Consider the following 21,112-nt stretch of genomic DNA (forward strand, 5'->3'; position numbering starts at 1 on the left):
AATCGGGCTGCGGATCGCTCCGCAGCCCGATGAAGATCAGCGCACGCGCGGGCCGCCAAAGGGCAGCGGGGGCGGCGGGCGACGGTCGCGGCGCGGCAGCTGCGCCTGATAGGCGTGGCCGCAATGATCGACGCAATAGGGGAAGCCCGGGTTCACCTTGTCGCCGCAGAAGTGGAAGTCCGGCTCGCCCGGATGGCCGATCGGCCACTTGCAGATCTTGTCGTTCAGATCGAGCAGGCTGGTCTTGCCCGCGATCGCCTCGCTCGGCTTGGCAGGAACGAGGCGGCGCGGCGGGGCCGGTGCGATCGGCGGGGCCTGCTCGCCGGGGTTCTGACGGACGAAGCCGCCCGGGCCGACCGAGCGCAGCACCGGGCCATTGGCCTTGGGCGCAGGCTCGGCGCCTTCCGACGCGGACGGTGCGGCAGCGGCCGGAGCAGCGGCGCGCGGGGCGGGTGCCTCGGCCGGTGCGGCAGCGGGCGCCGGGCGCGGCGCGGGGGCCGGCTTGGGCTCGGCCGCGGCCTTGGGCTCGTTGGGCTTCACGGGCGAGGGACGCGCCGGCAGGCCCAGGCGGTGCGCCTTGCCGATCACGGCATTGCGACTCACTCCGCCCAGCTCTTCGGCGATCTGGGTCGCGGTCAGGCCGCTGTCCCACATCTTCTTCAGCGTATCGATCCGCTCTTCGGTCCAGCTCAAAACTTCTCTTCCTTCACCTTGCCGTCGGCTCGTGCAGCGGTTACGCGAACGCGCGATGAGCAGCCAGCCTGAATTCGGTCAACAGCTCCCCGAGCCCGGCGTTCCGGTGATCCGCAACGTCAACTGGGGAGGTTTGCGCACCCTCTATATCAAGGAGGTGCGCCGTTTCTTCAAGGTGCAGCTCCAGACGGTGTGGGCGCCGGCGGTCACGACACTGCTGTTTCTGGTGATTTTTACCGTCGCCCTGGGTGGCGGCGGGCGGATGGTGACGCTCCAGCACCGCGCGATTCACTTCCCCGAATTCATCGCGCCCGGCCTGATCGTCATGGGCATGCTGCAGAATGCCTTCGCCAACGCCAGCTTCTCGCTGCTCGTCGGCAAGATCCAGGGCACGATCGTCGATTATCTGATGCCGCCGCTCTCGACCACCGAGATGCTCGCGGCGCTGTGCGGCGGCGCGGTCACCCGTGCCTTCTGCGTGGGCGGCACGGTCTGGCTCGCCATGGCGATCTGGGGCGTGAACGTATGGCCGCAGCATCTCTGGGCCGTCCTCTGGTTCGGTTTCCTCGGCTCGCTGTTCCTGGCGCTGATGGGCGTGCTGACCTCGATCTGGGCGGAGAAGTTCGATCACGCCGCGGCGGTGACCAACTTCGTCGTCGCGCCGCTCGCGCTGCTTTCGGGCACCTTCTACTCGGTCGAGCGGCTGGCCCCGGCCTTCCAGGCGATCAGCCATGCCAACCCGTTCTTCTACATCATCTCGGGCTTCCGCTACGGCTTCCTGGGCGTCGCCGATTCGCCGATCCTGATCGGCAGCCTGGTGATCCTGGGGCTCGACGTGGCGCTCGGCTTCGCCTGCTACGCGCTGCTGCGCCGCGGGTGGAAGATCAAGAACTGAGCGCCAACCGCCCTATCTGGACATGGGCGGGAAGATTCCCTGGGTCACCACGCAGAAGCGGATCGCGAGATAGGGGCTGCGGATCGCCACCGGCTGTCCCGATCCGGTCGCGCCGATCGCCACCATCGCGCTCGACATCGTCGTATCCGGCTTGGTGACCGCATAGATCGATTCCTTCTCCGCCCCGAAGGCCGGGATGGCGTTGGTCGGGCTGGGCTGGGTGCCGGCCTCGGCGCTAGCGCCCACCACTGCGCTGTGCGTGTGCGCCGGCATCTGCGCGATGCTGAGCGCCACCGTCTCGGCGCCGCCGCGCGATCCCATCGCGATCGGGCTCAGCCCGGATCCCGACCCCTGGCCGAGCGGCGAGCGCCCGCGCAGATCGGGCAGGGCAAAATTGGTCTTGCCGTCGCCGCCGAAGGTGGTGCCGTACAGCGCGTAGAGCGCCTGGTTGGAGCTGATCGGCACGATCTGGCCCATCGCCTCCATCGAGCCGACCGGGCAGAAGCTGAACCCCACCATGTAGATCTCGCCCAGATATTTCTCCTGCGCCTGGGCGGCCGGCGAGAGGAAGAGCGCGGCCGTGCATCCGGCAGCAGCGAGCATCGTGTGAAAGCGCATCATGGAACGACCCCCATCCAATCGGTCCTGAACTGCGCTGCAGCATAACACCGGCGCCGATCATGGGCGAAGGGAACTGCGACCATTGCGGCGCTACCATGCCCTGAAGCAGCCGCGATAACGCCCCGGCATGCCCCCCGCCGAAACGATTATTGACGCCTCCGGGCCACCGCTCGTAAACACCCGCCTCGGGCGGTCCCGATAGGCCGCCCTTTTGCGTTTCTGGAGTCTCGTTTCGAGCTTTTTGACTAGGGAGTACGTACCAATGGCCATCACCCCGCTCATGCCCGTTTACCCGCGGTGCGCAGTGCGGCCGGTGCGAGGCGAGGGCGTGTATCTCTATGGCGAGCGCGGCGAGCAGTATCTCGATTTTGCCGCGGGCATCGCGGTCAACGCGCTCGGCCATGGCCACCCGCATCTGACCAAGGTGCTGCAGGACCAGGTCGCGACGCTGATGCACGTGTCGAACCTCTATGGCAGCCCCCAGGGCGAGGCGCTGGCGCAGCGGATCGTCGACAACAGCTTCGCCGATACGGTGTTCTTCACCAATTCGGGCGTCGAGGCGATCGAGTGCGCAATCAAGACCGCGCGCCGCTATCACTATGTCAACGGCAACCCGCAGCGCCACAAGCTGATCACTTTCAAGAACGCCTTTCACGGCCGTTCGATCGGCGCGATCTCGGCGACCGATCAGCCCAAGATGCGCGACGGCTTCGAACCGCTGCTGCCGGGCTTCGACTATGTGAAGTTCAACGATCTGGAGGGCGCGCTCGCCGCGATCGACGACGAAACCGCCGGCTTCCTGGTCGAGACGGTGCAGGGCGAGGGCGGCATGACCGCGGGCACCCCGGAATTCATCCAGGGCCTGCGCAAGGCGTGCGACGAGCATGGCCTGCTGCTCATCCTCGACGAGATCCAGTGCGGCTATGGCCGCACCGGCAAGATGTGGGCCTATGAGCATTACGGCATCACGCCGGACATCATGACCGCGGCCAAGGGCATCGGCGGCGGCTTCCCGCTCGGCGCCTGCCTCGCGACCGAGGAAGCGGCCAAGGGCATGGTGATCGGCACCCACGGCTCAACCTATGGCGGCAACCCGCTCGCGATGGCGGCCGGCCAGGCAGTGCTCGACGTGATGCTCGAGCCCGATTTCCTGCCGCATGTCGAGAAGATGGGCCAGCGCCTGCGCCAGGCGTTCGAGCAGATGATCCCCAACCATGATCACCTGTTCGAGGAGATCCGCGGCAAGGGGCTGATGCTCGGCATCAAGATGAAGGACACGGTCGTCAGCCGCGACTTCGTGGCGCATCTGCGCGACAATCACGGGCTGCTCACCGTCGCGGCGGGCGAGAACGTGTTCCGTGTGCTGCCGCCGCTGGTGATCAACGAGGATCATATCGCCGAGTGCGTCGAGCGCCTGAGTGCGGGCGCGCGTTCGTTCGCTCCGCCGAGCGATGACTAAGCGTTTTTCAATCCTCACCCGTAGGGGGAGGGGGACCAGCGAAGCTGGTGGAGGGGGCACGCCGCGGGCGGTGCGCTTCGGGATAGTGCGGGACGGCGCTGCGCGCCGCCCCCTCCGTCGCGCTTCGCGCGCCACCTCCCCCGCCGCTTCGCTTTGGGGGAGGATCTAAGATGACCCGCCACTTCCTCGATCTGTCCGACGCCGGCCCTGCCGGCATCCAGGCAATGCTCGACGACGCGATCGCGCGGAAGCAGGCGCGTGCCGGCTGGCCCAAGGGCAAGGTGGATGCCGACGCCCCGCTCGCCGGCCATGTCCTGGCAATGGTGTTCGAGAAGAACTCGACGCGCACCCGTGTCTCGTTCGACATGGCGATCCGCCAATTGGGCGGCACGTCGATCGTGATGGACGCGGGCTCGATGCAGCTCGGCCGCGGCGAGAGCATCGCCGATACCGCGCGCATCCTCTCGGGCTATTGCGACGCGATCATGATCCGCACCGACGATCACCAGAAGGTGGTCGAGATGGCGAAATATGCCAGCGTGCCGGTGATCAACGGCCTCACCGACGCGTCGCATCCCTGCCAGATCATGGCGGACATGGAGACCATCCTCGAGGCCGGCTTCGCGTTGCCGGGGCTCAAGCTTGCCTGGCTGGGCGACGGCAACAATGTTCTCGCCTCGATCATGGAGGCCGGCGGGCTGATGGGCTTCGATGTGGTCGCCGCCTGCCCGCAGGGCTATCAGCCCACCGACGAGGACGTCGCGCGCGGCAAGGGCCGCGCCAAGGTCGTCGGCACGCCGCAGGAAGCAGTCGAGGGCGCGGACATCATCGTCACCGATACCTGGATTTCGATGGGCCAGGCGCATGCCGAGACCAAGCTCGCCGCGATGATGCCCTTCCAGGTGACCGAGGCGCTGATGGCGGAAGCGAAGCCAGGCGCGAAGTTCCTCCACTGCCTGCCCGCGCACCGCGGCGAGGAAGTGGTCGACGCCGTGATCGACGGCCCCCAGTCGCTGATCTGGCAGGAGGCGGAAAACCGTCTCCATGCGCAGAAGGCGGTGCTGCGCTGGTGCTTCGGGCAGATCGGCTGAGTTGTTTTTCGGCTGACGCTCCCCATCTGGCCGTCATTCCCGCGAAGGCGGGAATCCATTTACACTGGCCTTGCGGCTCCATCCGAACCGTCAAAAGACAATGGATCCCCGCCTGCGCGGGGATGACGGGGATTTGGGGCCTGGAATGACGATTAGGAACGTGACGTGAACACCACCGCCCCCACCACCGATCTCGATCGCGTGATCGGCTTCACCATTCCCGGCCGCCACACCCGGGGCCGCGTCGCGCGGCTGGGGCCGGTGCTCGACGAGATCCTGTCGGCGCATGCCTATCCCGAGCAGATCGAGCGGCTGCTGGCCGAGGCGCTGACGCTGACGGCGCTGCTCGGCTCGACGCTCAAGCATGCCCAGGGCCAGATGACGCTCCAGGCGCAGACCCAGGGCGGCATCGTCAGCCTGATGGTGTGCGATTACAAGAATGGCGACCTGCGCGGCTATGTGCAGTTCGACGCGCTGCGGCTGTCGCAGCTCGGCAAGAACCCGTCGCTGTTCGCGCTGTTCAACAAGGGCCATCTGGCGGTGACTTTCGACCAGCCGGCTACCAATGAGCGCTACCAGGGCATCGTGCCGCTCGACACCGCGTCGCTGGCCGAGGCGGCGCAGAGCTATTTCCTCCAGTCCGAGCAGATCCCCACCGTGGTGCGGCTGGGCGCGCAGCGCGACAAGGAAAGCGGTCAGTGGATCGCTGGCGGCCTGTTCCTCCAGCATCTGCCGGAGGGCGAGGCCGGGCGCGAGCGGCTGCATGCGCGCATGGATCATCCCGATTGGGAGCATGTCGAAGCGCTCGGCATGACGATGGGCACCGACGAACTCGCGGATCCGGCGATCCCGCTCGAGGCGCTGGTCTGGCGGCTGTTCAACGAGGAGGAGGAAGTGCGCATCCTCTCCGATTCGGCGCTTGCCAATAATTGCCGCTGTGACGGGGACTATATCACCCAGGTTCTGTCCAAATTCCCCGAGGAGGAGCGCGCGGAGATGGCCGACGAGGATGGCGTGATCACCGTCGATTGCGCCTTCTGCTCGAGCAAGTTCACGATAAAGCTCACGGATTTCGTTCCGCCGGCGTTGTAATTCGCCGGGATAGCGCCATATCGGAGCAAGGGCGCGGGCCTTCGGACCCGCGACGGGAGGACGTTCGGATGTTGTACAAGCGTATCTTTTGTGCGGCACTTGCCGGCACTTCGCTGTTTCTTGTGAACGGCGTGCCGGCAGAGGCGCATCGTTCGTCCACCCAGGCGGTGCTGTCCCAGATCGAGCGCGGCCAGTGGCTGCTCAAGGAGCGGCTGGGCAGCGAGCGCAAGATCTGCTTCACCGCGCCGGTCAACTTCATCCAGATCGCGCATGGCAACGGCCCGTGCGACCAATTCGTGATCAGCCAGGACCAGCACGCCGCCACGGTGAGCTACAGCTGCGACGGGCACGGCAAGGGACGCACCACGATCACGGTGGAGACGCCGCGGCTGGTGAAGATCGAGACCCAGGGCGTGCTCGACGGTTCGCCGTTCGAGCAGGAATATGAGGCGCGCCGCACAGGCGCCTGCAGCTGAACGGGTCTTAACCCTTATTTCACCGCTGCCGGGCTACCGTGGCACTGCTCTCTTGTGAGCACTTTCCTCTCTGGCATGGGTTTTCCCAATTCAACTAGGCCGCTTCGGCGGCCCATTTTGCGCCCGCGTTCCCGGGGCGCTCTTTTTGCCTTGCAGCAAAATCCGGGGTAGGCCGCGCCGATGACAGACAGCGTTGCAATCGTACTGGTTTCCGGCGGACTCGATTCGATGGTCTCGGCCGCGCTCGCGCGCGAGGCCGGGCATCGGCTGATGGCACTCTCGATCGACTATAATCAGCGCCACCAGGTCGAGCTGGCCGCAGCGCGTCGCATCGCCGCCACGCTCGGCGCCGAGCGCCATGTCGTGATGCCGCTCGATCTGCGTGCGTTCGGCGGCTCGGCGCTTACCGACGATATCGACGTGCCCAAGACCGGGGTGGGGGAGGATATCCCGGTCACCTATGTGCCGGCGCGCAACACCATCTTCCTCAGCCTGGCGCTGGGCTGGGCCGAGGCTGCGGGCGCGCGCGACATCTATGTCGGCGTCAACGCGCTCGACTATTCGGGCTATCCCGATTGCCGCCCCGAGTTCATCGACGGGTTCGAGAAGCTCGCCGAGCTGGCGACCAAGGCCGGGGTGGAGGGCGCGCCCTTCCACATCCGCGCACCGCTCCAGTTCATGACCAAGGCCGACATCGTGCTCGAAGGCGCGCGGCTGGGGCTGGACATGGGGCTTAGCTGGTCGTGCTACGATCCGGCGCCCGGCGGAGTGCATTGCGGGCTGTGCGATAGCTGCCGCCTGCGCTCCAAGGGCTTCGACGAGGCCGGCATTCCCGATCCGACGCAGTACGCCGTCAAGCCGTAGGGACCGGGCGATGACCTATAGCGTCAAGGAGATGTTCCTCACGCTTCAGGGCGAGGGGGTGAATGCCGGTGCTCGCGCCGTGTTCGTCCGCTTCGCCGGCTGCAACCTGTGGACCGGCCGCGAGCAGGACCGCGCGAGCGCGATCTGCCAGTTCTGCGACACCGAGTTCGTCGGCACCGACGGGCTCGGCGGCGGCAAGTTCGCCACGGCCGACGCGCTGGTCGATGCCGTCGAGGGGTTCTGGGGCGAGGGCGGGGAGGCGCGCTTCGTCGTGCTCACCGGCGGCGAGCCGATGCTGCAGGTCGACGATGCGCTGGTCGATGCGCTGCATGCCCGCGGTTTCCGGATAGCGATCGAGAGCAACGGCACTATCCCTGCGCATCCGGGGATAGATTGGGTGTGCATCAGCCCCAAGGCAGGCAGCGACGTCGTCCAGCGCTCGGGCGACGAGCTCAAGCTGGTCTGGCCGCAGCCGGGCACCGATGTCGAGGCGATCGAGGGCTGGGACTTCGCCAACTTCCTGATCCAGCCGATGGACAGTGCGGAGGCGCAGGTGAATATCGAAGCCGCGATCGCCTTCGCGATGGCGCGCCCAAAATGGCGGCTGACGCTGCAGACGCACAAGATGCTGGGGCTGCGCTGATACCCGTCATCCCGGCGAAAGCCGGGATCTCAGGCGATGGCGGGAATAGAGCCGCGCGATATCCCGGCTTTCGCCGGGATGACGAAAGGGCTCTCAGCTCAGTCGAGCAGCAGCGGGCCGCACTTCTTCGCCTGATACGATCCCTTCTTCCAGCACTTGTCGTTGCCGAAGGGCGGGAACTTCACGCCGTACATGCCGGTGACGATATAGCCCGACGGGCGATACTGCTCGCCCCAGGGGCCCAGGCTGGCGCGCAGTTCCTTCATGCGGTCCTGCGCCATGTCGCCGAACTTGCCCGGTTTCACGAAAACGGCGTCATGGCCGATTGCGGCGGCAGTCTGGCAGAAAGAGAGCTGGCCCTGAACAGTGGAGAAGCCCGAGTAGATGCGGGTGCCGTACTTGTCGAGTTCTAGCTGGCCCTGCTTCTTGTTCTTGTACGTTCTTGCAAAATATTTCTCGAGCGTAGCGTATGAATCCCGCAGCTCGATCGCATGATCCTTGATCAGCGAATTATAATTGTCGACCGAAAGCAGCGTCGGCTCGAACTGGCACTGGAGCGCGGCGACGTTGAGTGCGGCGCGCAGGTTCCAGGCGAGCGCGGCGCGCAGCTCGGTGGCGGTGGCGCCGGGCAGCGCCGGGCCGGTCATGCCCGGCTCCTCGCCGGTCACGCGGCCGCTCTCCAGACGGGCGGGCTTGAGGAAGAATTGCGCCGAAGCCGGCACGGAAGCGAACAGGCCGATCCCCCCGGCCACAACAAGTGCGATACGCGATGCGAGCATGGTGCCCTCGAAACTACCAGTTAACCCCGTTGGCACGGGTTACGGCGTTCCGAGTCCGCGTTGAAGCCCCTTTTTGCCGCGGAGGCGTTTCATCGCGGCATTTCATCGCAAATGGGCACAAGAAAAGGGCCGCCCGGTCGCCCGGACGGCCCCTTTCGTCAAACACCCTACCGGGCGCGAATTACATCGCGTTGGTGGTGTTGGTCGTCACGGTGGTGGTGTTCTCGACGACGGCGCCGTTCTCGGTCGCGGCGGCGTCGATGTTGGTCACCATGGTGTCGGTGGTCACGTTCTCGGTCGGAACGACTTCGGTGGTGTTGGTCACGTTGGTCGTCTCGGTGCTGGTGCACGCCGAGGCCAGGAGGGCCGCGCCGGCGATCATCGAACCAGCAACGATCTTCGAAATGACTGCACGCATGTAGAAAGCTCCCTAGATAATGGATTTGGATTACGGTTACGCCGCTTAATACCCAAACCGGAGTGGACATTAGACGGTTCGGGCAAACCCCTCAAGACTCGATTTGACCTGCGCTCAGGAGAGAGCGTCCAAAAATGGCAAAAATGTGGCGTGGAGCGCCGAATCGAATTGCTGCGGTGTTACCGGCTTGCCCAGCGCGGCGGCGCTGGTGACCGGGAACTCGGCGATGCCGCAGGGTACGATGCCATTGAAATCATTGAGATCGGGGGAAAGGTTCACGGCAAAGCCGTGCATCGTCACCCATTGGCGGATGCGCACGCCGATCGCGCCGATCTTGGCCTCCTGGCCGGCCTGATCGATCGTCCAGATGCCGATCCGGCCCTCGGCGCGGAACGCCTCGATGCCCAGTTCGGCCAGTGCCGCGATCACCCAGCCCTCCACGGCATGGACATAGCCGCGCACGTCGCGCTTCCGGTTCCTGAGGTCGAGCATCAGATAGCCGATGCGCTGGCCGGGGCCGTGATAGGTATAGCGCCCGCCGCGCCCGGTGCGGAACACCGGGAAGCGCGCGGCATCGACCAGTTCGCTCGCATCGGTGGCGCTGGTGCCGGCGGTATAGACCGGCGGGTGCTCGAGCAGCCAGATCCGCTCGGGGGCGGTTCCGGCGACGAGCGCGGCGTGGTGCGCCTCCATTTCGGCGAGCGCGGCGCCATATTCGATCGGCTCCGGCGCGACCCGCCATTCGATATCCTTGGTCATGCGTGCGAATTGCGCATGCCAAAGCGTTTTCGCAAGCATTGGCAACAAACTGCCGTGCGGCTAACACCGATTCAAAGGGAGGTAGCGGGTCGCATGGCGAAGATGGGGACCGTCTGGGACCGGACGGCGGAGTTTCTGAGCGACAATCTGCCGGCCGTGGTGCCGGTCGCCTTGCTCGCCTTCTTTGTCCCGGCCTCGATCTCGGGCAGCTTCCAGGGCATGCGCCAGAGTGCCGGGCCCGGGCTGGTGCTCACCCTGTCGCTGGTTCAGCTTGCCTTTGCCGTGCTGTCGGTCTGGGGATCGGTGACGATCACCGCGATGGCGCTCGACATGGCCGATGGCCGTTCGGCCGGCAGCATCGGCCGCGCCCGGCTGATCCCGGCGCTGGTGGTGGCGCTGGTGCTGTTCGCGGCGATGGTCCTGCTGGTGCTGCCGGTGCCGCTCGTCCTTCAGGCCAATGGCTATGACATGATGGCGATCGCGCGCGGCGAGAATGTCCCCAGCCAGGCGATGCTCGGCGGCATCTCGCTCTATCTGCTCGCGCTGTTGCTGCTGCTGCTGTGGATCGGCGCGCGGCTGTTCGTCACCACGCCGGTGATCGTGCGCGAGAAGCGGATGCTCTCGGCGCTGCGCCAGTCGTGGAAGCTCACCCGCGGCATGACCTGGCGGATCGTCGGCGTGATCCTGCTGTTCTGCATGGTCTCCTGGGTCTCGATCCTTGCCGCCAACATGGTGTTCGGCAGCATCTTCGCGCTGGTCGCGGGCGGTCCGGCCGACGGCATCTCGCTGGCGAGCGTGCTCACCTCGATCGTCGTCGCGGCGGTGCAGTCGGGTTTCACGCTGCTGGTGCCGGCCTTCACCGCCAAGCTCTATCTCGCCCTCACCGCCGAGGCGGGGCTTCGCGAAGGTGTGCTCGCGGCATGAGCTTCACCAGCCGCGGCGTCCTTGCCGATGCCGCTACCCTGTGGCGCGCTGAGCGCGAATTGCTGCTGCCGCTCGCGGGCATGTTCTTCGTCGTGCCGATGCTCGGCGCGGTGCTGTTGCTCGCCGGGTTCGAGCTGCCGGCGACCGACGATCCCGAGAAGCTGCGCGCTGCGCTGATGGCCTTTTACGGCGATCACCTGTTGCCGATCGTGGCGATCAACCTCGCCGTGGATTTCGGCTGCTTCGCGGTGTTCAACCTCTATCTCCAGGGCGGCGGGCGCACGCTGGGCGAAGTGCTGCTGGTCACGCTCAAGCGCTTCGGCGGCTATTTCATCCTCAGCCTGCTCGCGAACACGCTGTTCTCGCTCGGCCTGTCGCTGTTCGTCGTGCCCGGCCTGTTCGTGCTGGTGCGCACCTGGCTGGCCGGGCCGGCCTATGCCGCCCAGCCGCGCGAGGGAATCCTGGGTGCCTTCCGCGCCGGCTGGCGGCGCAGCGCCGGGCTGGGCGGGTTCGCGCTGCTCGGGCTCGGCTCGATGGTGCTGTTCGTCACGCTGGCGCTGGTGATCATCTCGGGCGGCATCCTCGGCACGCTCGCGGCGGTGACCAAGGGCGGCCAGGTGGTGGCGATCCTTTCCTACCTCGTCACTGCGCTGCTCGGCGGCGCGGCCTGGGCGGCGCTGGCGGTGATCCGCGTTGCCGCCTATCGGCTGGGCGCGCCCAGGCAGGGGATCTGAGGCGCCGCCTCCGCCGGCATCACGCCCGCCAGCCGCGGATCGGCGAAGGTCTCGACGCTGCGCTTGAACGGCACGAAGCCGTGCTTGCGGTAGAAGCCGAGCGCGCCCGGATGGTCGAGCGTGCAGGTGTGCACCCAGACGCGGCTGATCTCCGGCTGCCAGGCGAGCATCAGCGCATGCGCCATCAGCCAGCTGCCATGGCCCTTGCCGGTCAGTTCGGGCACCAGCCCGACGAACCCCAGTTCGCAGGTGCCCTCGACGCGGAAATCGAGCTCGAGCATGCCGACTTCGACCCCGGCTCGATCGACCACGGCGAAGACGTGCACCTTCGGATCCTGGATGATCGAGACGAGCCGCGCCTCTTCCATCACCAGCCGCGAGAACCACATCCAGGGCTCGCCGACGCGGCGGAACAGTGTGCGGTACTTGGCCGGATCGGGCTGGGGCCAGCGCACCAGCCGCAGCGGGGAGTTGGGCAGCGGCCTGGGCCGCGGCCGCGCCAGCATCTCCAGCGCGGTCACGACCGTGGCGATCTGGTCGTTGGCGACCGGGATCAGGCCCATGGATCGCTCACGACCAGGCCGTAACCGGCGGCAGGCTCATCAGGATCGCGTCGATATTGCCGCCGGTCTTGAGGCCGAACAACGTCCCCCGATCATAGATCAGGTTGAACTCGGCATAGCGCCCGCGCCATTCGAGCTGCTGCTGGCGCTCGGCTTCGGTGAAGGGCAGGCCCATGCGGCGGCGGACGATGCGCGGGAACACGTCGAGGAACGCGCGGCCGACATCCTGGGTGAAGGCGAAATTGGCGTCCCAGTCGCCTTCGAGGTGATCATAGAAGATGCCGCCAACGCCGCGATGCACCTTGCGGTGCGGGATGTAGAAATAGTCGTCGGCCCAGCCTTTGAAGCGCGGATAATGCTGCGGATCGTGCGCGTCGCACGCCGTCTTCAGCACCGCGTGGAACTCCTCGGTATCCTCGGCATAGGGGATCGGCGGGTTCAGGTCGGCGCCGCCGCCGAACCAGCGCTTGGTGGTGGTGAGGAAGCGCGTGTTCATGTGCACTGCGGGCACGTGCGGATTGGCCATGTGCGCGACCAGGCTGATGCCCGTGGCGAAGAATTGCGGGTTCTCGCCGGCGCCGTGGATGGTCTTGGCGAAATCGCCTTCGAAGGTGCCGCCGACGGTCGAGATGTTGACGCCCGCCTTCTCGAACACCTTGCCCTTGATCACGCCGCGCGTGCCGCCGCCGCCCGGCGCGCCGGTCGCGTCGGTGCGGTCCCAGGGCAGATATTCGAACTTCGCGTCCGATCCGGCCTCGGCCTCGATCGCCTCGAATTCGGCGCAGATCGCGTTGCGCAGGCTCTCGAACCAGGCCTCGGCCTTTTTCTGCTGTTCGTCGAGCTCGATCATTTCGGAAATCCTTTGGTCTGGCGGAGCGCCTCGGCGAGCCCGATGCCCGCCGATACCGCCAGATTCAGGGAGCGCAATCCGGCACGCAGCGGTATGCGCACGATCAAATCCGCGCGATCATGCACGAAATCGGGCGCGCCGCGGCTTTCGGAGCCGAACAGCAAGGTGTCGCCCGGCTCGAAGCGCGCCTCGTCGAGCCGGATCGATCCCTTGGTGCTGAACAATACCACCCGGCCGGTCAGCTTTTTCGCGAAGGCGTCGAAATCGGCATGGCGCTCGACTTCGGCGATCTCGCCATAGTCCATTGCGGCGCGGCGGCGGGCCGCATCGTTCCACGCAAATCCCATCGGCTCGATCAGATCGACGGGCGCGCCGAAACAGGCGCCGAGGCGCAACACCGCGCCGACATTGCCGGCAATATCGGGCTCGAACAGGGCTAGTCGCATGGCGCTGCTCCTAGCCTTCTATTCCCTTGCGTAACAAGCCGCTGAAAAAGCCTGTTGCGGAAGCGCGCAGCCGCCGTCTATCACCCCGACTGGCCTATTCGGGGAACATCGAAGGGCTGCGAGGGGGCCCTTAGCGCCCGTGTCTGCGTCACGTCCTGACCGCGCAATCGTTGCGGCAAGTTCGAAGTGCAAGGGGTAAACATGGCAATTGAAGGCGATATCGCCGGTCCCGAAAATCCCCGCCGTCGCGATTATCTCCAGTATGCCGCCGTTTCGGTCGCTGCTGTGGGCGCGGGCGTCGCGGTGCTTCCGCTGATCAATTCGATGAACCCGTCCGCCGATGTGCTCGCGCAGTCCACCACCGAGGTGGACGTGTCGAAGATCGAGCCGGGCATGGCGATCAAGACCAGCTTCCGCAAGCAGCCGCTGTTCGTGCGCAACCTGACCCCGGCCGAGATCGCCGCGGCAGACGCGGTGCCGGTTTCCAGCCTGCGCGATCCGCAGACGCTGGAGCAGCGCACCGCCAAGGGCCACACCAACTGGCTGATCACGCTGGGCGTGTGCACCCATCTCGGCTGCGTGCCGCTGGGCGCGGGCGAGGGTGAGAATCGCGGGCCGTTCGGCGGCTATTTCTGCCCGTGCCATGGCTCGGCCTATGACACCGCCGGCCGCATCCGCCAGGGCCCCGCGCCGAAGAACCTCGAGGTTCCAAAATATAATTTCACGTCCGACTCTGTCGTCGTGGTTGGGTGAGGATAGAGCGCGATGAGCTTTCCCTGGGCCAAGCATTATGAGCCGAAGAACCCGGTGATGCAGTGGGTGGACTCGCGTCTGCCCCTGCCGCGCTTCGTCTATAACGCCGTCGGTGCCGGCTATCCGGTGCCGCGCAACCTCAATTACTGGTGGAATTTCGGCGTGCTCGCCGGGGTGGCGCTGGTCTGCCAGCTGATCACCGGCATCGTGCTGGCGATGCACTTCCATTCGTCGGCCGCCGGTGCGTTCGACAGCGTGAACGTCGGCATCATGCGCGACGTCAACGCAGGCTGGTTCCTGCGCTTCGCCCACGCGAACGGCGCCTCGATGTTCTTCATCGTGATCTATATCCACATGTTCCGCGGCCTCTATTACGGGTCGTACAAGGCGCCGCGCGAGATGGTGTGGCTGCTCGGCGTGGTGATCTTCCTGCTGCTGATGGCCACTGCCTTCATGGGCTATGTGCTCCCCTGGGGGCAGATGAGCTTCTGGGGGGCTCAGGTGATCACCGGCTTCTTCTCGGCGATTCCCGTCGTCGGCGAGTGGATCCGCGTGTGGCTGCTCGGCGGCTATGCGCCGGACGATGCCGCGCTGAACCGCTTCTTCTCGCTCCACTATCTGCTGCCCTTCGTGGTGGCGGGCGCGGTGATCCTGCACATCTGGGCGCTGCACATCCCGGGCTCGTCGAACCCGACGGGCGTCGAGGTGAAGGGCGAGCAGGATACGGTGCCGTTCCACCCCTATTACACCGCGAAGGACGGCGTCGGCGTCTTCGTGTTCCTGATGGTCTTCTCGGTGCTGATCTTCTTCGCGCCGGACTATCTGGGCCACCCGGACAATTACATCCCGGCCAACCCGCTCTCGACGCCGGCGCACATCGTGCCCGAATGGTATTTCTGGCCGTTCTACGCGATCCTGCGCGCCTGCACCTCGGACTTCATCCTGCCGGCGAAGCTGTGGGGCGTGCTGGCGATGTTCGGCTCGATCCTGATCCTGTTCTTCCTGCCCTGGCTCGACAAGTCGCCGGTGCGCTCGGGCGGCTATCGCCCGATGTACAAGGTGGCATTCTGGGTGCTCGTGGTGGACGTGCTGATGCTGGGTTATTGCGGCGGCTCGCCGGCCGAGCCGCTCTACGTGATCCTCAGCCAGATCGGGGCGGCCTATTATTTCGCGCACTTCCTGATCATCGTGCCGATCATCTCCGCGATCGAGACGCCGAAGCCGCTGCCGGGCTCGATCACCGAGGCCGTGCTGGCCAAGACCGGCGCGTAAGGGGGACCAGGAACCATGAATTCGTGGATCATCAGCAAGATCAAATACCTGGTCGGCATCGCGTTCGTCGGCATCTTCCTCTGGGCGCTGCTCTGGACCGTGGTGGGCGTCATCAAGGAGCCCCCGGCGGAAACCGCCGAGCATGTGATGCACAAGCATCCCGAGAAGCTGCACCTCGCCTCTGACGGGCCGTTCGGCAAGTTCGATCGCCGGCAGCTCCAGCGCGGCTTCCAGGTTTACAAGGAAGTCTGCTCGACCTGCCACTCGCTCAACCTGCTCTCCTTCCGCAACCTGAAGGACCTTGGCTATACCGATGCCGAGGTGAAGAAGATCGCCAAGGACTGGGCGATCAAGCAGCCGGTGTTCGACGACAAGGGTGGCACCTGGGGCGAGCGCGACAACACGCCGGCGGACCGATTCCCCAAGGTCTATTATCCGGGCACCGGCACGCCGCCGGATCTCAGCCTGATCACCAAGGCGCGGCATGACGGGGCGGCCTATGTCCACTCGCTGCTGACCGGCTACAATCAGAAGCCCTCGGCCGAGGCGGTGAAGGAATTCCCCGAATTCGCCAAGACGCCCGACGGGATGCACTTCAACCCGTATTTCGCGAACCTCAACATCGCGATGCCGCCGCCGCTGACCCAGGACGGGCAGGTGACCTATTCGGACGGCACCCGCGCCACGGTCGACCAGATGTCGCAGGACGTCTCGGCCTTCCTGGTGTGGACCGCCGAACCGACGCTCGAGACGCGCCGCCAGGCCGGCTTCGCAGTGCTCGGCTTCCTGCTCCTCGCCACGATCCTCGCTTTTGGCGCCTATCGCGTCGTCTGGGCGGACGTGAAGCACTGAGGCGGTTCCCGCGGCAGCGCGGGCGCATTATAGGATCCCGCCCGGGGGCAGCCCCGGGCGGGATTTTTTCTGGGAAAAGGCTTGGCTTGCGATGATCTTGGATACGGCGGCAGCGAATGACGATATCCGGCAGCGCATCCGGACCATCCCCGATTTCCCCAAGCCGGGAATCCTGTTCCGCGACATCACCACGCTGCTGCTCGATGCCGAGGGGCTGAAGCTCACGATCGACCGCATGGCCGCGGCGGTGACCGGCCCGATCGACCTGGTGGCGGGGATCGAGGCACGCGGCTTCCTGTTCGGCGCGGCGCTGGCGGTGAAGCTCGGCGCCGGCATGCTGCTGGTCCGCAAGGACGGCAAGCTGCCCGGCGCGACGATCGCCGAGGATTATGCGCTCGAATATGGCACCGATCGCATCGCCATCCATGCCGATGCGCTGGCCCCCGGCGCCCGTGTGCTGCTGGTCGACGACCTGATCGCCACGGGCGGCACCGCCCGCGCCGCGGTCCGCCTGCTCCACAAGGCCGGCGCCGAAGTGGTGCAGGCCGCGTTCGTCGTCGACCTGCCCGATCTCGGCGGCGCCGATGCGCTGCGCAGCGACGGCGTGCAGGTCAGCGCGCTGGTCGCGTTCGAGGGGCATTGATCTTCTGGATCCTCTCCCGGAGGGAGAGGGGGACCGCCGCCGAAGGCGGTGGTGGAGAGGGAACGCCGCAGGCGACACCCCCTCCACCAGCTTCGCTGGTCCCCGTCCCCCTCCGGGGGAGGATTGGTTACGCCACTCGCCGCCGCATCAGCACCAGCCCGACGAAGCGCAGCACCGGCTCGTCCAGCTGGTTGTAGGTGATCGTCTGGCTCTTCAGGCTGCCCATCTCGGGCCGGCTGCGCGAGGGCGTCATCTCGAGCACTTCGGTCTCGACGCGCAGCACGTCGCCGGGATGCACCGGCTTCAGCCAGCGCAGCTCGTCGATCCCCGCCGCGCCCAGGCTCGCCTGGGGCTGCACCGCCATCTCGGCGACCATCATCGACATGGTCATCGCGCAGGTGTGCCAGCCGCTCGCCGCCAGCCGCCCGAAATGGGTCTGCGCCGCCGCCTCGTCGGAGAGGTGGAAGGGCTGGGGATCATATTTGCGCGCGAAGTCGAGCACTTCCTCGCGTGTCACTTCATAGCGGCCGAAGCTCCGCTTCATGCCGACCTGGATATCGTCCCAATAGAGCATGAGATCAGTTTCGGATGGAAACCGATCCCGCGCAAGCCTTACTTCCGCAGCACCTCGCGGAACGGCGAATCACTGCCGTCCACACCCGGCTTGGGCGGCAGGCCGATCAGGTCGCGCAGCAGCGGATAGACATCGACATTGGTGAACGCCGGCAGCACGCCGGGCTTGAAGGCGGGGCCGTTGGCGATGAACAGCGCGGTCATTTCCGGCGCCATGTTGTCGAAGCCGTGATTGCCGCCCAGCTTCTCGCGCTTGGGTGCCTTGTCGGTGATCTCCCAGCCCGTCTCGGCCAGGCAGAAGATCGGCGGGATGCGGGGATTGGTGCCATAATGGAAGCGCGCGGGGATCTCGGCCTTGCGCCAGCATTCGAAATGCGGGTGCTTGCCGAGCAGCGCCTTCTCCACCACCGCCGCGCGCCCCGGCGCGGGGGCCAGGCTGGCATAGGGGCCGGTCTCGACGACATGGGCGTCGTCCGCACCGATGAACTGCGTCAGCAGGATGGTGCGCGCGCTGCTCGTCTGCGCCATGCCGTGATCGGCGACGAGGACGAGATTGGCCGGCTGGCCCATCGCCGCCAGCCCCTCGACCAGCATGCCGATCGACGTGTCGATATCGGCGACCGCCTCGGTCGTGCGCGCGTCGTCCGGGCCATAGGTATGGCCGGCGGTGTCGACCGTGTCGAAATAGAGCGTCACCAGCTTCGGGCGGATCGCGGCGGGGCGGCGCAGCCAGTCGAGCGCGGCGTTGACGCGCTGCGCGCCGCTGATCGCCTGGTTGAACTGCGCCCAGTCGCTCGGGCGGGTGCCGCCGCTCATCTCATAGGGCCATTCGCTGGCGCGGGTGCCGCCGATCGCCACGTTCGAGCCGGGCCAGAATTCGGTCGCGCTGCGGATGCCCGCCTTCTCGGCATCCACCCAGATCGGTTCGGCGCCGTTCCACCAGAACGGATCGTCGGTGGACATGGTGAAGACTTCCTTGGGGCGGCTTTCGTCCTCCATCTTGTTGGCGATGATGCCGTGATGGTCGGGATAGAGCCCGGTCACCAGCGTCCAGTGGTTGGGGAAGGTCTTGGACGGGAAGCTGGGGTGCATCGGCGCCGTGACTCCGCCGGTGGCGAGGCGCGTCAGCACCGGCGTCACCCCGCGCCCCAGATAGTCGCTGCGGAAGCCGTCGATCGAGACGAGGATCGTCACCGGCGCGCGCTGCTCGGCCGCGACGGCAGGGGTCGCGGGCGGCGGCGGGGCGGCGACAGGCGCGGTTGCGCAGGCCTGGAGGACGGCGGCAAGCGCCGCGGCGACGATCTTGGAATACCAGCGCATGGGCAGTCGCATGCCAGCGAATTGTTTCGATGGAAAGGCAGGGCCCGATCCTCCCCCGGAGGGGGAGGGGGACCGCGGCGCGCAGCGGCGTGGTGGAGGGGTAGCGCGCCTCAGGCGGTGTAGCCCGCGGAGATTACCCCTCCACCATGCTGCGCATGGTCCCCCTCCCCCTCCGGGGGAGGACTGCAAATTCACATCCCCAGCCCCAGCCGGGCAAACAGCGTGTAGCTGATCGGCGCCTTGCCATAGGCGGCATCGAGTGCCGCCGGCTTGGCATAGGCCGCCAGCGATCCGCCCAGCGCAATCTCGCCCTTGTCGGACAGCGGGATGCGATAGGCATAGCCGGTCTCGAAGCGCGTCACCCGGAACTTGGTATCGTGCAGCGGGTCGGCATGATCGGGGAACAGCTCGTCATTGGCGACATTCTCGATCCGGCCGAACAGGCTGTGGTGCCGGCTCAGGTCCCAGTTCACCTCGGCCAGCCAGGCGGTCAGCGTGTTGCCCGGCACCCGGTCCTTGGCCGAGAAGGCAAGCATCGCCGAGAGCCCGTTGTCGCCGCCATATTGCACGCTGGCGGTGGTGCGGTTCTCGTCCTGGCCGGCATGCATCGCCTCGGGATCGTTCAGCCGGCCATGGCTGAGCTGCACCACCCAATCGGGCGAGGGCGTCCAGCTGGCGCGCAGGCTCCAGCTGTCGAGCTTCGGCGTCTCGATGTCCCAGCGCTGTTCGTCGGGTTCGCGGCCGCGAAACGCCGAAGCCTCGATCTGGAAGCGGCTGGTGGTCACGCCGCCGGTCACCACGCCGTAGCTGATATGCGTGCTGTCGAACCAATGGTGGCTGATCGGCGAGAGCGGCAGATAGCGGGCGGACTTGCGGTGGACGAAGGCCGAGGGCCCCAGCGCGGGCTCGCCCACCGGTCCGCCATAGACGAAGCCGGTGACGCCGCCGCCCAGCGGCAGGTCGAGCCGGGCAGTCAGCTCCATGAACAGGTCGTGCGGGTGCTGGCGATCGACCAAAGGCTCGCCGTGCGCGGTCTCGCCGGTCGCGAACAAATTGGGATAGCCGCGCTGGCCGTTGATCGCGTCGAGGCTCAGCATCGTGTCGAAGGTTAGTTTGGTGCCGCCCTGCCAGCTGCGCACCGCCTGGAACATCGCCATGTTGGCGGTGTAGGTCGCGTCCTCGCCGCGCGGGCCGCCCTGGTCGGTATAGGCCAGGCTCGCCGATCCCATCGCCATCAGCATCCAGTCGCCGGTCGGCACATGGAAGCCCCCGCGCATCCGGTCGGGCACCGGCAGCAGCGAGGTGCCCGAACCGGCGGCGCTGCGGCGCAGGGTCCCGGTGGGCATGAAGCCTGCGTCGTTGCCCTCCATGCCGCCCATGTCGTGCATCGAATGATCTTGGGGGGCAGGAGCGGGTGTGGGTGCCGGTGCCGGCATCTCCATGCCCGGCATGGCGTGTCCGGCATGATCCTGCGGTGCGGGGGCCGGGGCAGGGACTGGTGTTGGAGTGGGAGCCGGCGCCGGCATGTCCATGCCGGGCATCGCATGCCCCGAATGGTCCTGTGCGAAGGCGGGAAGCGGCGCGAGCAGCGCGGCGGTGGCGAGCAGTACGGCCTTCATCGTCACATCCCCATTCCTGCCGGCTTGGCCAGCATCCAAAGTCCCATACCGACCATGAACAAATTCTCGGTCAGCGAAACGAAGCCCAAGGGCACGTTGCTGCTCCCGCCCACACACGCACATTTCAGCGTTCGCCGGTCGACATAGACCGCCTTGAACACCGAGGCTGCGCCGATCCCGCCGATCACCAGCCCGAGCGGTGCCGCGAACCAGGTCAGCGCCCCCGCGGTCATCAGCACGCCGGCCAGCGCCTCGAGGAATGGATATGCATAGGCATATGGCACAAAGCGCTTCGCCAGCAGATCGTAGTTGAGGAACATCGACGAGAATTTCTCGACGTCCTGCAGCTTGAGCATCGCCAGCACGCACATGCTGAAGCTGACGAACCATTCGGCCGCGCGCACGCTGAACGCCGATCCCGTCACCGCATAGCTCGCCGCCAGCGCCAGCGCCGCGGTGATCCCGAACAGCGCGATCACCGGCTGGTAGCTGGTCGCGCCGGGATCGGCCACCGTGCCGCCGAAGAAGCGGGTCAGGTCATCGTTCCCGCCGATCCGCTTGCCGTCGATGAAGGTCTGCGGCGTCGTCTTCACGCCGTGCTCTGCCTTGAACGCGTCGGTCTCCGCGCGCGTCGTCAGCCAGCGGTCGTCGACCACATAGCCGTGCCGCTCGAGCTGCCACTTCGACTTGATGCCATAGGGGCAGACATGGTCGGGCATCACCATCCGGTACAGCGTCGCGCGCTTTGCATTCTCGCTCATGCAAGGCCATAT

25 protein-coding genes are annotated in these 21,112 nt (G+C 66.5%); 13 read left to right on the plus strand and 12 right to left on the minus strand.

The window, feature by feature from the left end; translation table 11 throughout:
- Window positions 1–36: 36 nt before the first annotated feature.
- On the minus strand, window positions 37–693 hold the full coding sequence (locus P6144_RS17370) for a GcrA family cell cycle regulator (RefSeq protein WP_277769075.1): 657 nt from the start codon (window positions 691–693) through the stop codon (window positions 37–39).
- A 55-nt stretch (window positions 694–748) separates the two neighbouring features.
- Between P6144_RS17370 and P6144_RS17375 the strand changes: the two genes are divergently transcribed.
- On the plus strand, window positions 749–1,588 hold the full coding sequence (locus P6144_RS17375; protein WP_277769076.1) for an ABC transporter permease: 840 nt from the start codon (window positions 749–751) through the stop codon (window positions 1,586–1,588).
- A 12-nt stretch (window positions 1,589–1,600) separates the two neighbouring features.
- Here the strand turns inward: P6144_RS17375 and P6144_RS17380 are convergent, their stop codons facing one another.
- Window positions 1,601–2,209, minus strand: a complete 609-nt coding sequence (locus P6144_RS17380; protein WP_277769077.1) for a tail fiber protein — start codon at window positions 2,207–2,209, stop codon at window positions 1,601–1,603.
- Window positions 2,210–2,471: 262 nt separating this feature from the next.
- Between P6144_RS17380 and P6144_RS17385 the strand changes: the two genes are divergently transcribed.
- The 6 genes from P6144_RS17385 (at window position 2,472) to queE (ending at window position 7,834) form a co-directional block, all read left to right on the plus strand.
- Entirely contained in the window at window positions 2,472–3,668 is a 1,197-nt protein-coding gene (locus P6144_RS17385) for an aspartate aminotransferase family protein (protein ID WP_277769078.1), read from the plus strand.
- Between the two features lie 170 nt (window positions 3,669–3,838).
- Window positions 3,839–4,759: an ornithine carbamoyltransferase gene (argF, locus tag P6144_RS17390; RefSeq protein ID WP_277769079.1), complete on the plus strand. Its 921-nt coding sequence runs from the start codon at window positions 3,839–3,841 to the stop codon at window positions 4,757–4,759.
- Window positions 4,760–4,924: 165 nt separating this feature from the next.
- Window positions 4,925–5,851: an Hsp33 family molecular chaperone HslO gene (locus P6144_RS17395; protein WP_277769080.1), complete on the plus strand. Its 927-nt coding sequence runs from the start codon at window positions 4,925–4,927 to the stop codon at window positions 5,849–5,851.
- A gap of 68 nt (window positions 5,852–5,919) precedes the next feature.
- Window positions 5,920–6,327 carry a hypothetical protein gene (locus tag P6144_RS17400; protein ID WP_277769081.1) on the plus strand — a complete coding sequence of 136 codons (408 nt, stop codon included), beginning with the start codon at window positions 5,920–5,922 and terminating at the stop codon, window positions 6,325–6,327.
- A 180-nt stretch (window positions 6,328–6,507) separates the two neighbouring features.
- On the plus strand, window positions 6,508–7,191 hold the full coding sequence (queC, locus tag P6144_RS17405) for a 7-cyano-7-deazaguanine synthase QueC (RefSeq protein WP_277769082.1): 684 nt from the start codon (window positions 6,508–6,510) through the stop codon (window positions 7,189–7,191).
- Between the two features lie 10 nt (window positions 7,192–7,201).
- A complete protein-coding gene (gene queE / locus P6144_RS17410; RefSeq protein ID WP_277769083.1) occupies window positions 7,202–7,834 on the plus strand; it encodes a 7-carboxy-7-deazaguanine synthase in 633 nt (210 codons plus the stop codon).
- A 98-nt stretch (window positions 7,835–7,932) separates the two neighbouring features.
- On the opposite strand, the gene P6144_RS17415 is transcribed toward queE, so the two are convergent.
- The 3 genes from P6144_RS17415 to lipB form a co-directional block, all read right to left on the minus strand.
- Complete coding sequence (locus P6144_RS17415) at window positions 7,933–8,613, minus strand: hypothetical protein (protein WP_277769084.1); 681 nt, start codon at window positions 8,611–8,613, stop codon at window positions 7,933–7,935.
- 181 nt (window positions 8,614–8,794) lie between these two features.
- Window positions 8,795–9,031: a hypothetical protein gene (locus P6144_RS17420; RefSeq protein WP_277769085.1), complete on the minus strand. Its 237-nt coding sequence runs from the start codon at window positions 9,029–9,031 to the stop codon at window positions 8,795–8,797.
- Between the two features lie 114 nt (window positions 9,032–9,145).
- On the minus strand, window positions 9,146–9,790 hold the full coding sequence (gene lipB, locus P6144_RS17425) for a lipoyl(octanoyl) transferase LipB (protein ID WP_277769086.1): 645 nt from the start codon (window positions 9,788–9,790) through the stop codon (window positions 9,146–9,148).
- Between the two features lie 93 nt (window positions 9,791–9,883).
- Between lipB and P6144_RS17430 the strand changes: the two genes are divergently transcribed.
- Entirely contained in the window at window positions 9,884–10,714 is an 831-nt protein-coding gene (locus P6144_RS17430) for a glycerophosphoryl diester phosphodiesterase membrane domain-containing protein (RefSeq protein ID WP_277769087.1), read from the plus strand.
- Window positions 10,711–11,448 carry a hypothetical protein gene (locus tag P6144_RS17435; RefSeq protein WP_277769088.1) on the plus strand — a complete coding sequence of 246 codons (738 nt, stop codon included), beginning with the start codon at window positions 10,711–10,713 and terminating at the stop codon, window positions 11,446–11,448. Before P6144_RS17430 ends, P6144_RS17435 begins: the two co-directional genes overlap by 4 nt.
- Here P6144_RS17435 and P6144_RS17440 read toward each other — a convergent pair.
- Genes P6144_RS17440 through P6144_RS17450 form a run of 3 tightly spaced genes read right to left on the minus strand, consistent with a single transcriptional unit; the run spans window position 11,415 to window position 13,307 of the window.
- A complete protein-coding gene (locus P6144_RS17440; RefSeq protein ID WP_277769089.1) occupies window positions 11,415–12,011 on the minus strand; it encodes a GNAT family N-acetyltransferase in 597 nt (198 codons plus the stop codon). The two genes, P6144_RS17435 and P6144_RS17440, sit on opposite strands and share 34 nt — an antisense overlap.
- 7 nt (window positions 12,012–12,018) lie before the next feature.
- Window positions 12,019–12,861: an oxygen-dependent coproporphyrinogen oxidase gene (gene hemF / locus P6144_RS17445; protein ID WP_277769090.1), complete on the minus strand. Its 843-nt coding sequence runs from the start codon at window positions 12,859–12,861 to the stop codon at window positions 12,019–12,021.
- Window positions 12,858–13,307 carry a tRNA (cytidine(34)-2'-O)-methyltransferase gene (locus tag P6144_RS17450; RefSeq protein ID WP_277769091.1) on the minus strand — a complete coding sequence of 150 codons (450 nt, stop codon included), beginning with the start codon at window positions 13,305–13,307 and terminating at the stop codon, window positions 12,858–12,860. Before P6144_RS17450 ends, hemF begins: the two co-directional genes overlap by 4 nt.
- A 201-nt stretch (window positions 13,308–13,508) precedes the next feature.
- Here P6144_RS17450 and petA point away from each other — a divergent pair, with 201 nt between their 5' ends.
- The 4 genes from petA to P6144_RS17470 all read left to right on the plus strand — a co-directional run bounded on the left by petA (window position 13,509) and on the right by P6144_RS17470 (window position 16,827).
- Window positions 13,509–14,060, plus strand: coding sequence for a ubiquinol-cytochrome c reductase iron-sulfur subunit (gene petA, locus P6144_RS17455; protein WP_277769092.1), 552 nt, complete (start codon window positions 13,509–13,511; stop codon window positions 14,058–14,060).
- Between the two features lie 12 nt (window positions 14,061–14,072).
- Window positions 14,073–15,332: a cytochrome b/b6 gene (locus P6144_RS17460; protein WP_277769093.1), complete on the plus strand. Its 1,260-nt coding sequence runs from the start codon at window positions 14,073–14,075 to the stop codon at window positions 15,330–15,332.
- 15 nt (window positions 15,333–15,347) lie between these two features.
- The gene (locus P6144_RS17465) at window positions 15,348–16,184 is read left to right on the plus strand and encodes a cytochrome c1 (RefSeq protein WP_277769094.1); all 837 of its coding nucleotides are present in this window, start codon (window positions 15,348–15,350) and stop codon (window positions 16,182–16,184) included.
- 91 nt (window positions 16,185–16,275) lie between these two features.
- A complete protein-coding gene (locus P6144_RS17470; RefSeq protein WP_277769095.1) occupies window positions 16,276–16,827 on the plus strand; it encodes an adenine phosphoribosyltransferase in 552 nt (183 codons plus the stop codon).
- Between the two features lie 127 nt (window positions 16,828–16,954).
- On the opposite strand, the gene P6144_RS17475 is transcribed toward P6144_RS17470, so the two are convergent.
- The 4 genes from P6144_RS17475 to P6144_RS17490 form a co-directional block, all read right to left on the minus strand.
- On the minus strand, window positions 16,955–17,401 hold the full coding sequence (locus tag P6144_RS17475; RefSeq protein WP_277769096.1) for a MaoC family dehydratase: 447 nt from the start codon (window positions 17,399–17,401) through the stop codon (window positions 16,955–16,957).
- 38 nt (window positions 17,402–17,439) lie between these two features.
- Complete coding sequence (locus P6144_RS17480; RefSeq protein ID WP_277769097.1) at window positions 17,440–18,720, minus strand: ectonucleotide pyrophosphatase/phosphodiesterase; 1,281 nt, start codon at window positions 18,718–18,720, stop codon at window positions 17,440–17,442.
- A 191-nt stretch (window positions 18,721–18,911) separates the two neighbouring features.
- Complete coding sequence (locus P6144_RS17485; protein ID WP_277769155.1) at window positions 18,912–20,339, minus strand: hypothetical protein; 1,428 nt, start codon at window positions 20,337–20,339, stop codon at window positions 18,912–18,914.
- 2 nt (window positions 20,340–20,341) lie between these two features.
- Complete coding sequence (locus tag P6144_RS17490) at window positions 20,342–21,100, minus strand: MauE/DoxX family redox-associated membrane protein (protein WP_277769098.1); 759 nt, start codon at window positions 21,098–21,100, stop codon at window positions 20,342–20,344.
- Window positions 21,101–21,112 lie beyond the last annotated feature (12 nt).

This window comes from Sphingomonas sp. HITSZ_GF (genome assembly GCF_029543155.1).
Taxonomy (GTDB): domain Bacteria; phylum Pseudomonadota; class Alphaproteobacteria; order Sphingomonadales; family Sphingomonadaceae; genus Sphingomonas.

Coding starts and splice junctions, on each gene's coding strand:
- P6144_RS17375 (WP_277769076.1), top strand. CDS start 749: ATGAGCAGCCAGCCTGAATTCGGTCAACAGCTCCCCGAGCCCGGCGTT.
- P6144_RS17460 (WP_277769093.1), top strand. CDS start 14,073: ATGAGCTTTCCCTGGGCCAAGCATTATGAGCCGAAGAACCCGGTGATG.
- P6144_RS17430 (WP_277769087.1), top strand. CDS start 9,884: ATGGCGAAGATGGGGACCGTCTGGGACCGGACGGCGGAGTTTCTGAGC.
- queC (WP_277769082.1), top strand. CDS start 6,508: ATGACAGACAGCGTTGCAATCGTACTGGTTTCCGGCGGACTCGATTCG.
- hemF (WP_277769090.1), bottom strand. CDS start 12,861: ATGATCGAGCTCGACGAACAGCAGAAAAAGGCCGAGGCCTGGTTCGAG.
- P6144_RS17480 (WP_277769097.1), bottom strand. CDS start 18,720: ATGCGCTGGTATTCCAAGATCGTCGCCGCGGCGCTTGCCGCCGTCCTC.
- queE (WP_277769083.1), top strand. CDS start 7,202: ATGACCTATAGCGTCAAGGAGATGTTCCTCACGCTTCAGGGCGAGGGG.
- P6144_RS17400 (WP_277769081.1), top strand. CDS start 5,920: ATGTTGTACAAGCGTATCTTTTGTGCGGCACTTGCCGGCACTTCGCTG.
- P6144_RS17440 (WP_277769089.1), bottom strand. CDS start 12,011: ATGGGCCTGATCCCGGTCGCCAACGACCAGATCGCCACGGTCGTGACC.
- P6144_RS17380 (WP_277769077.1), bottom strand. CDS start 2,209: ATGATGCGCTTTCACACGATGCTCGCTGCTGCCGGATGCACGGCCGCG.
- P6144_RS17475 (WP_277769096.1), bottom strand. CDS start 17,401: ATGCTCTATTGGGACGATATCCAGGTCGGCATGAAGCGGAGCTTCGGC.
- P6144_RS17465 (WP_277769094.1), top strand. CDS start 15,348: ATGAATTCGTGGATCATCAGCAAGATCAAATACCTGGTCGGCATCGCG.
- argF (WP_277769079.1), top strand. CDS start 3,839: ATGACCCGCCACTTCCTCGATCTGTCCGACGCCGGCCCTGCCGGCATC.
- P6144_RS17435 (WP_277769088.1), top strand. CDS start 10,711: ATGAGCTTCACCAGCCGCGGCGTCCTTGCCGATGCCGCTACCCTGTGG.
- P6144_RS17470 (WP_277769095.1), top strand. CDS start 16,276: ATGATCTTGGATACGGCGGCAGCGAATGACGATATCCGGCAGCGCATC.
- P6144_RS17415 (WP_277769084.1), bottom strand. CDS start 8,613: ATGCTCGCATCGCGTATCGCACTTGTTGTGGCCGGGGGGATCGGCCTG.
- P6144_RS17420 (WP_277769085.1), bottom strand. CDS start 9,031: ATGCGTGCAGTCATTTCGAAGATCGTTGCTGGTTCGATGATCGCCGGC.
- P6144_RS17485 (WP_277769155.1), bottom strand. CDS start 20,339: ATGAAGGCCGTACTGCTCGCCACCGCCGCGCTGCTCGCGCCGCTTCCC.
- lipB (WP_277769086.1), bottom strand. CDS start 9,790: ATGACCAAGGATATCGAATGGCGGGTCGCGCCGGAGCCGATCGAATAT.
- P6144_RS17385 (WP_277769078.1), top strand. CDS start 2,472: ATGGCCATCACCCCGCTCATGCCCGTTTACCCGCGGTGCGCAGTGCGG.
- petA (WP_277769092.1), top strand. CDS start 13,509: ATGGCAATTGAAGGCGATATCGCCGGTCCCGAAAATCCCCGCCGTCGC.
- P6144_RS17490 (WP_277769098.1), bottom strand. CDS start 21,100: ATGAGCGAGAATGCAAAGCGCGCGACGCTGTACCGGATGGTGATGCCC.
- P6144_RS17450 (WP_277769091.1), bottom strand. CDS start 13,307: ATGCGACTAGCCCTGTTCGAGCCCGATATTGCCGGCAATGTCGGCGCG.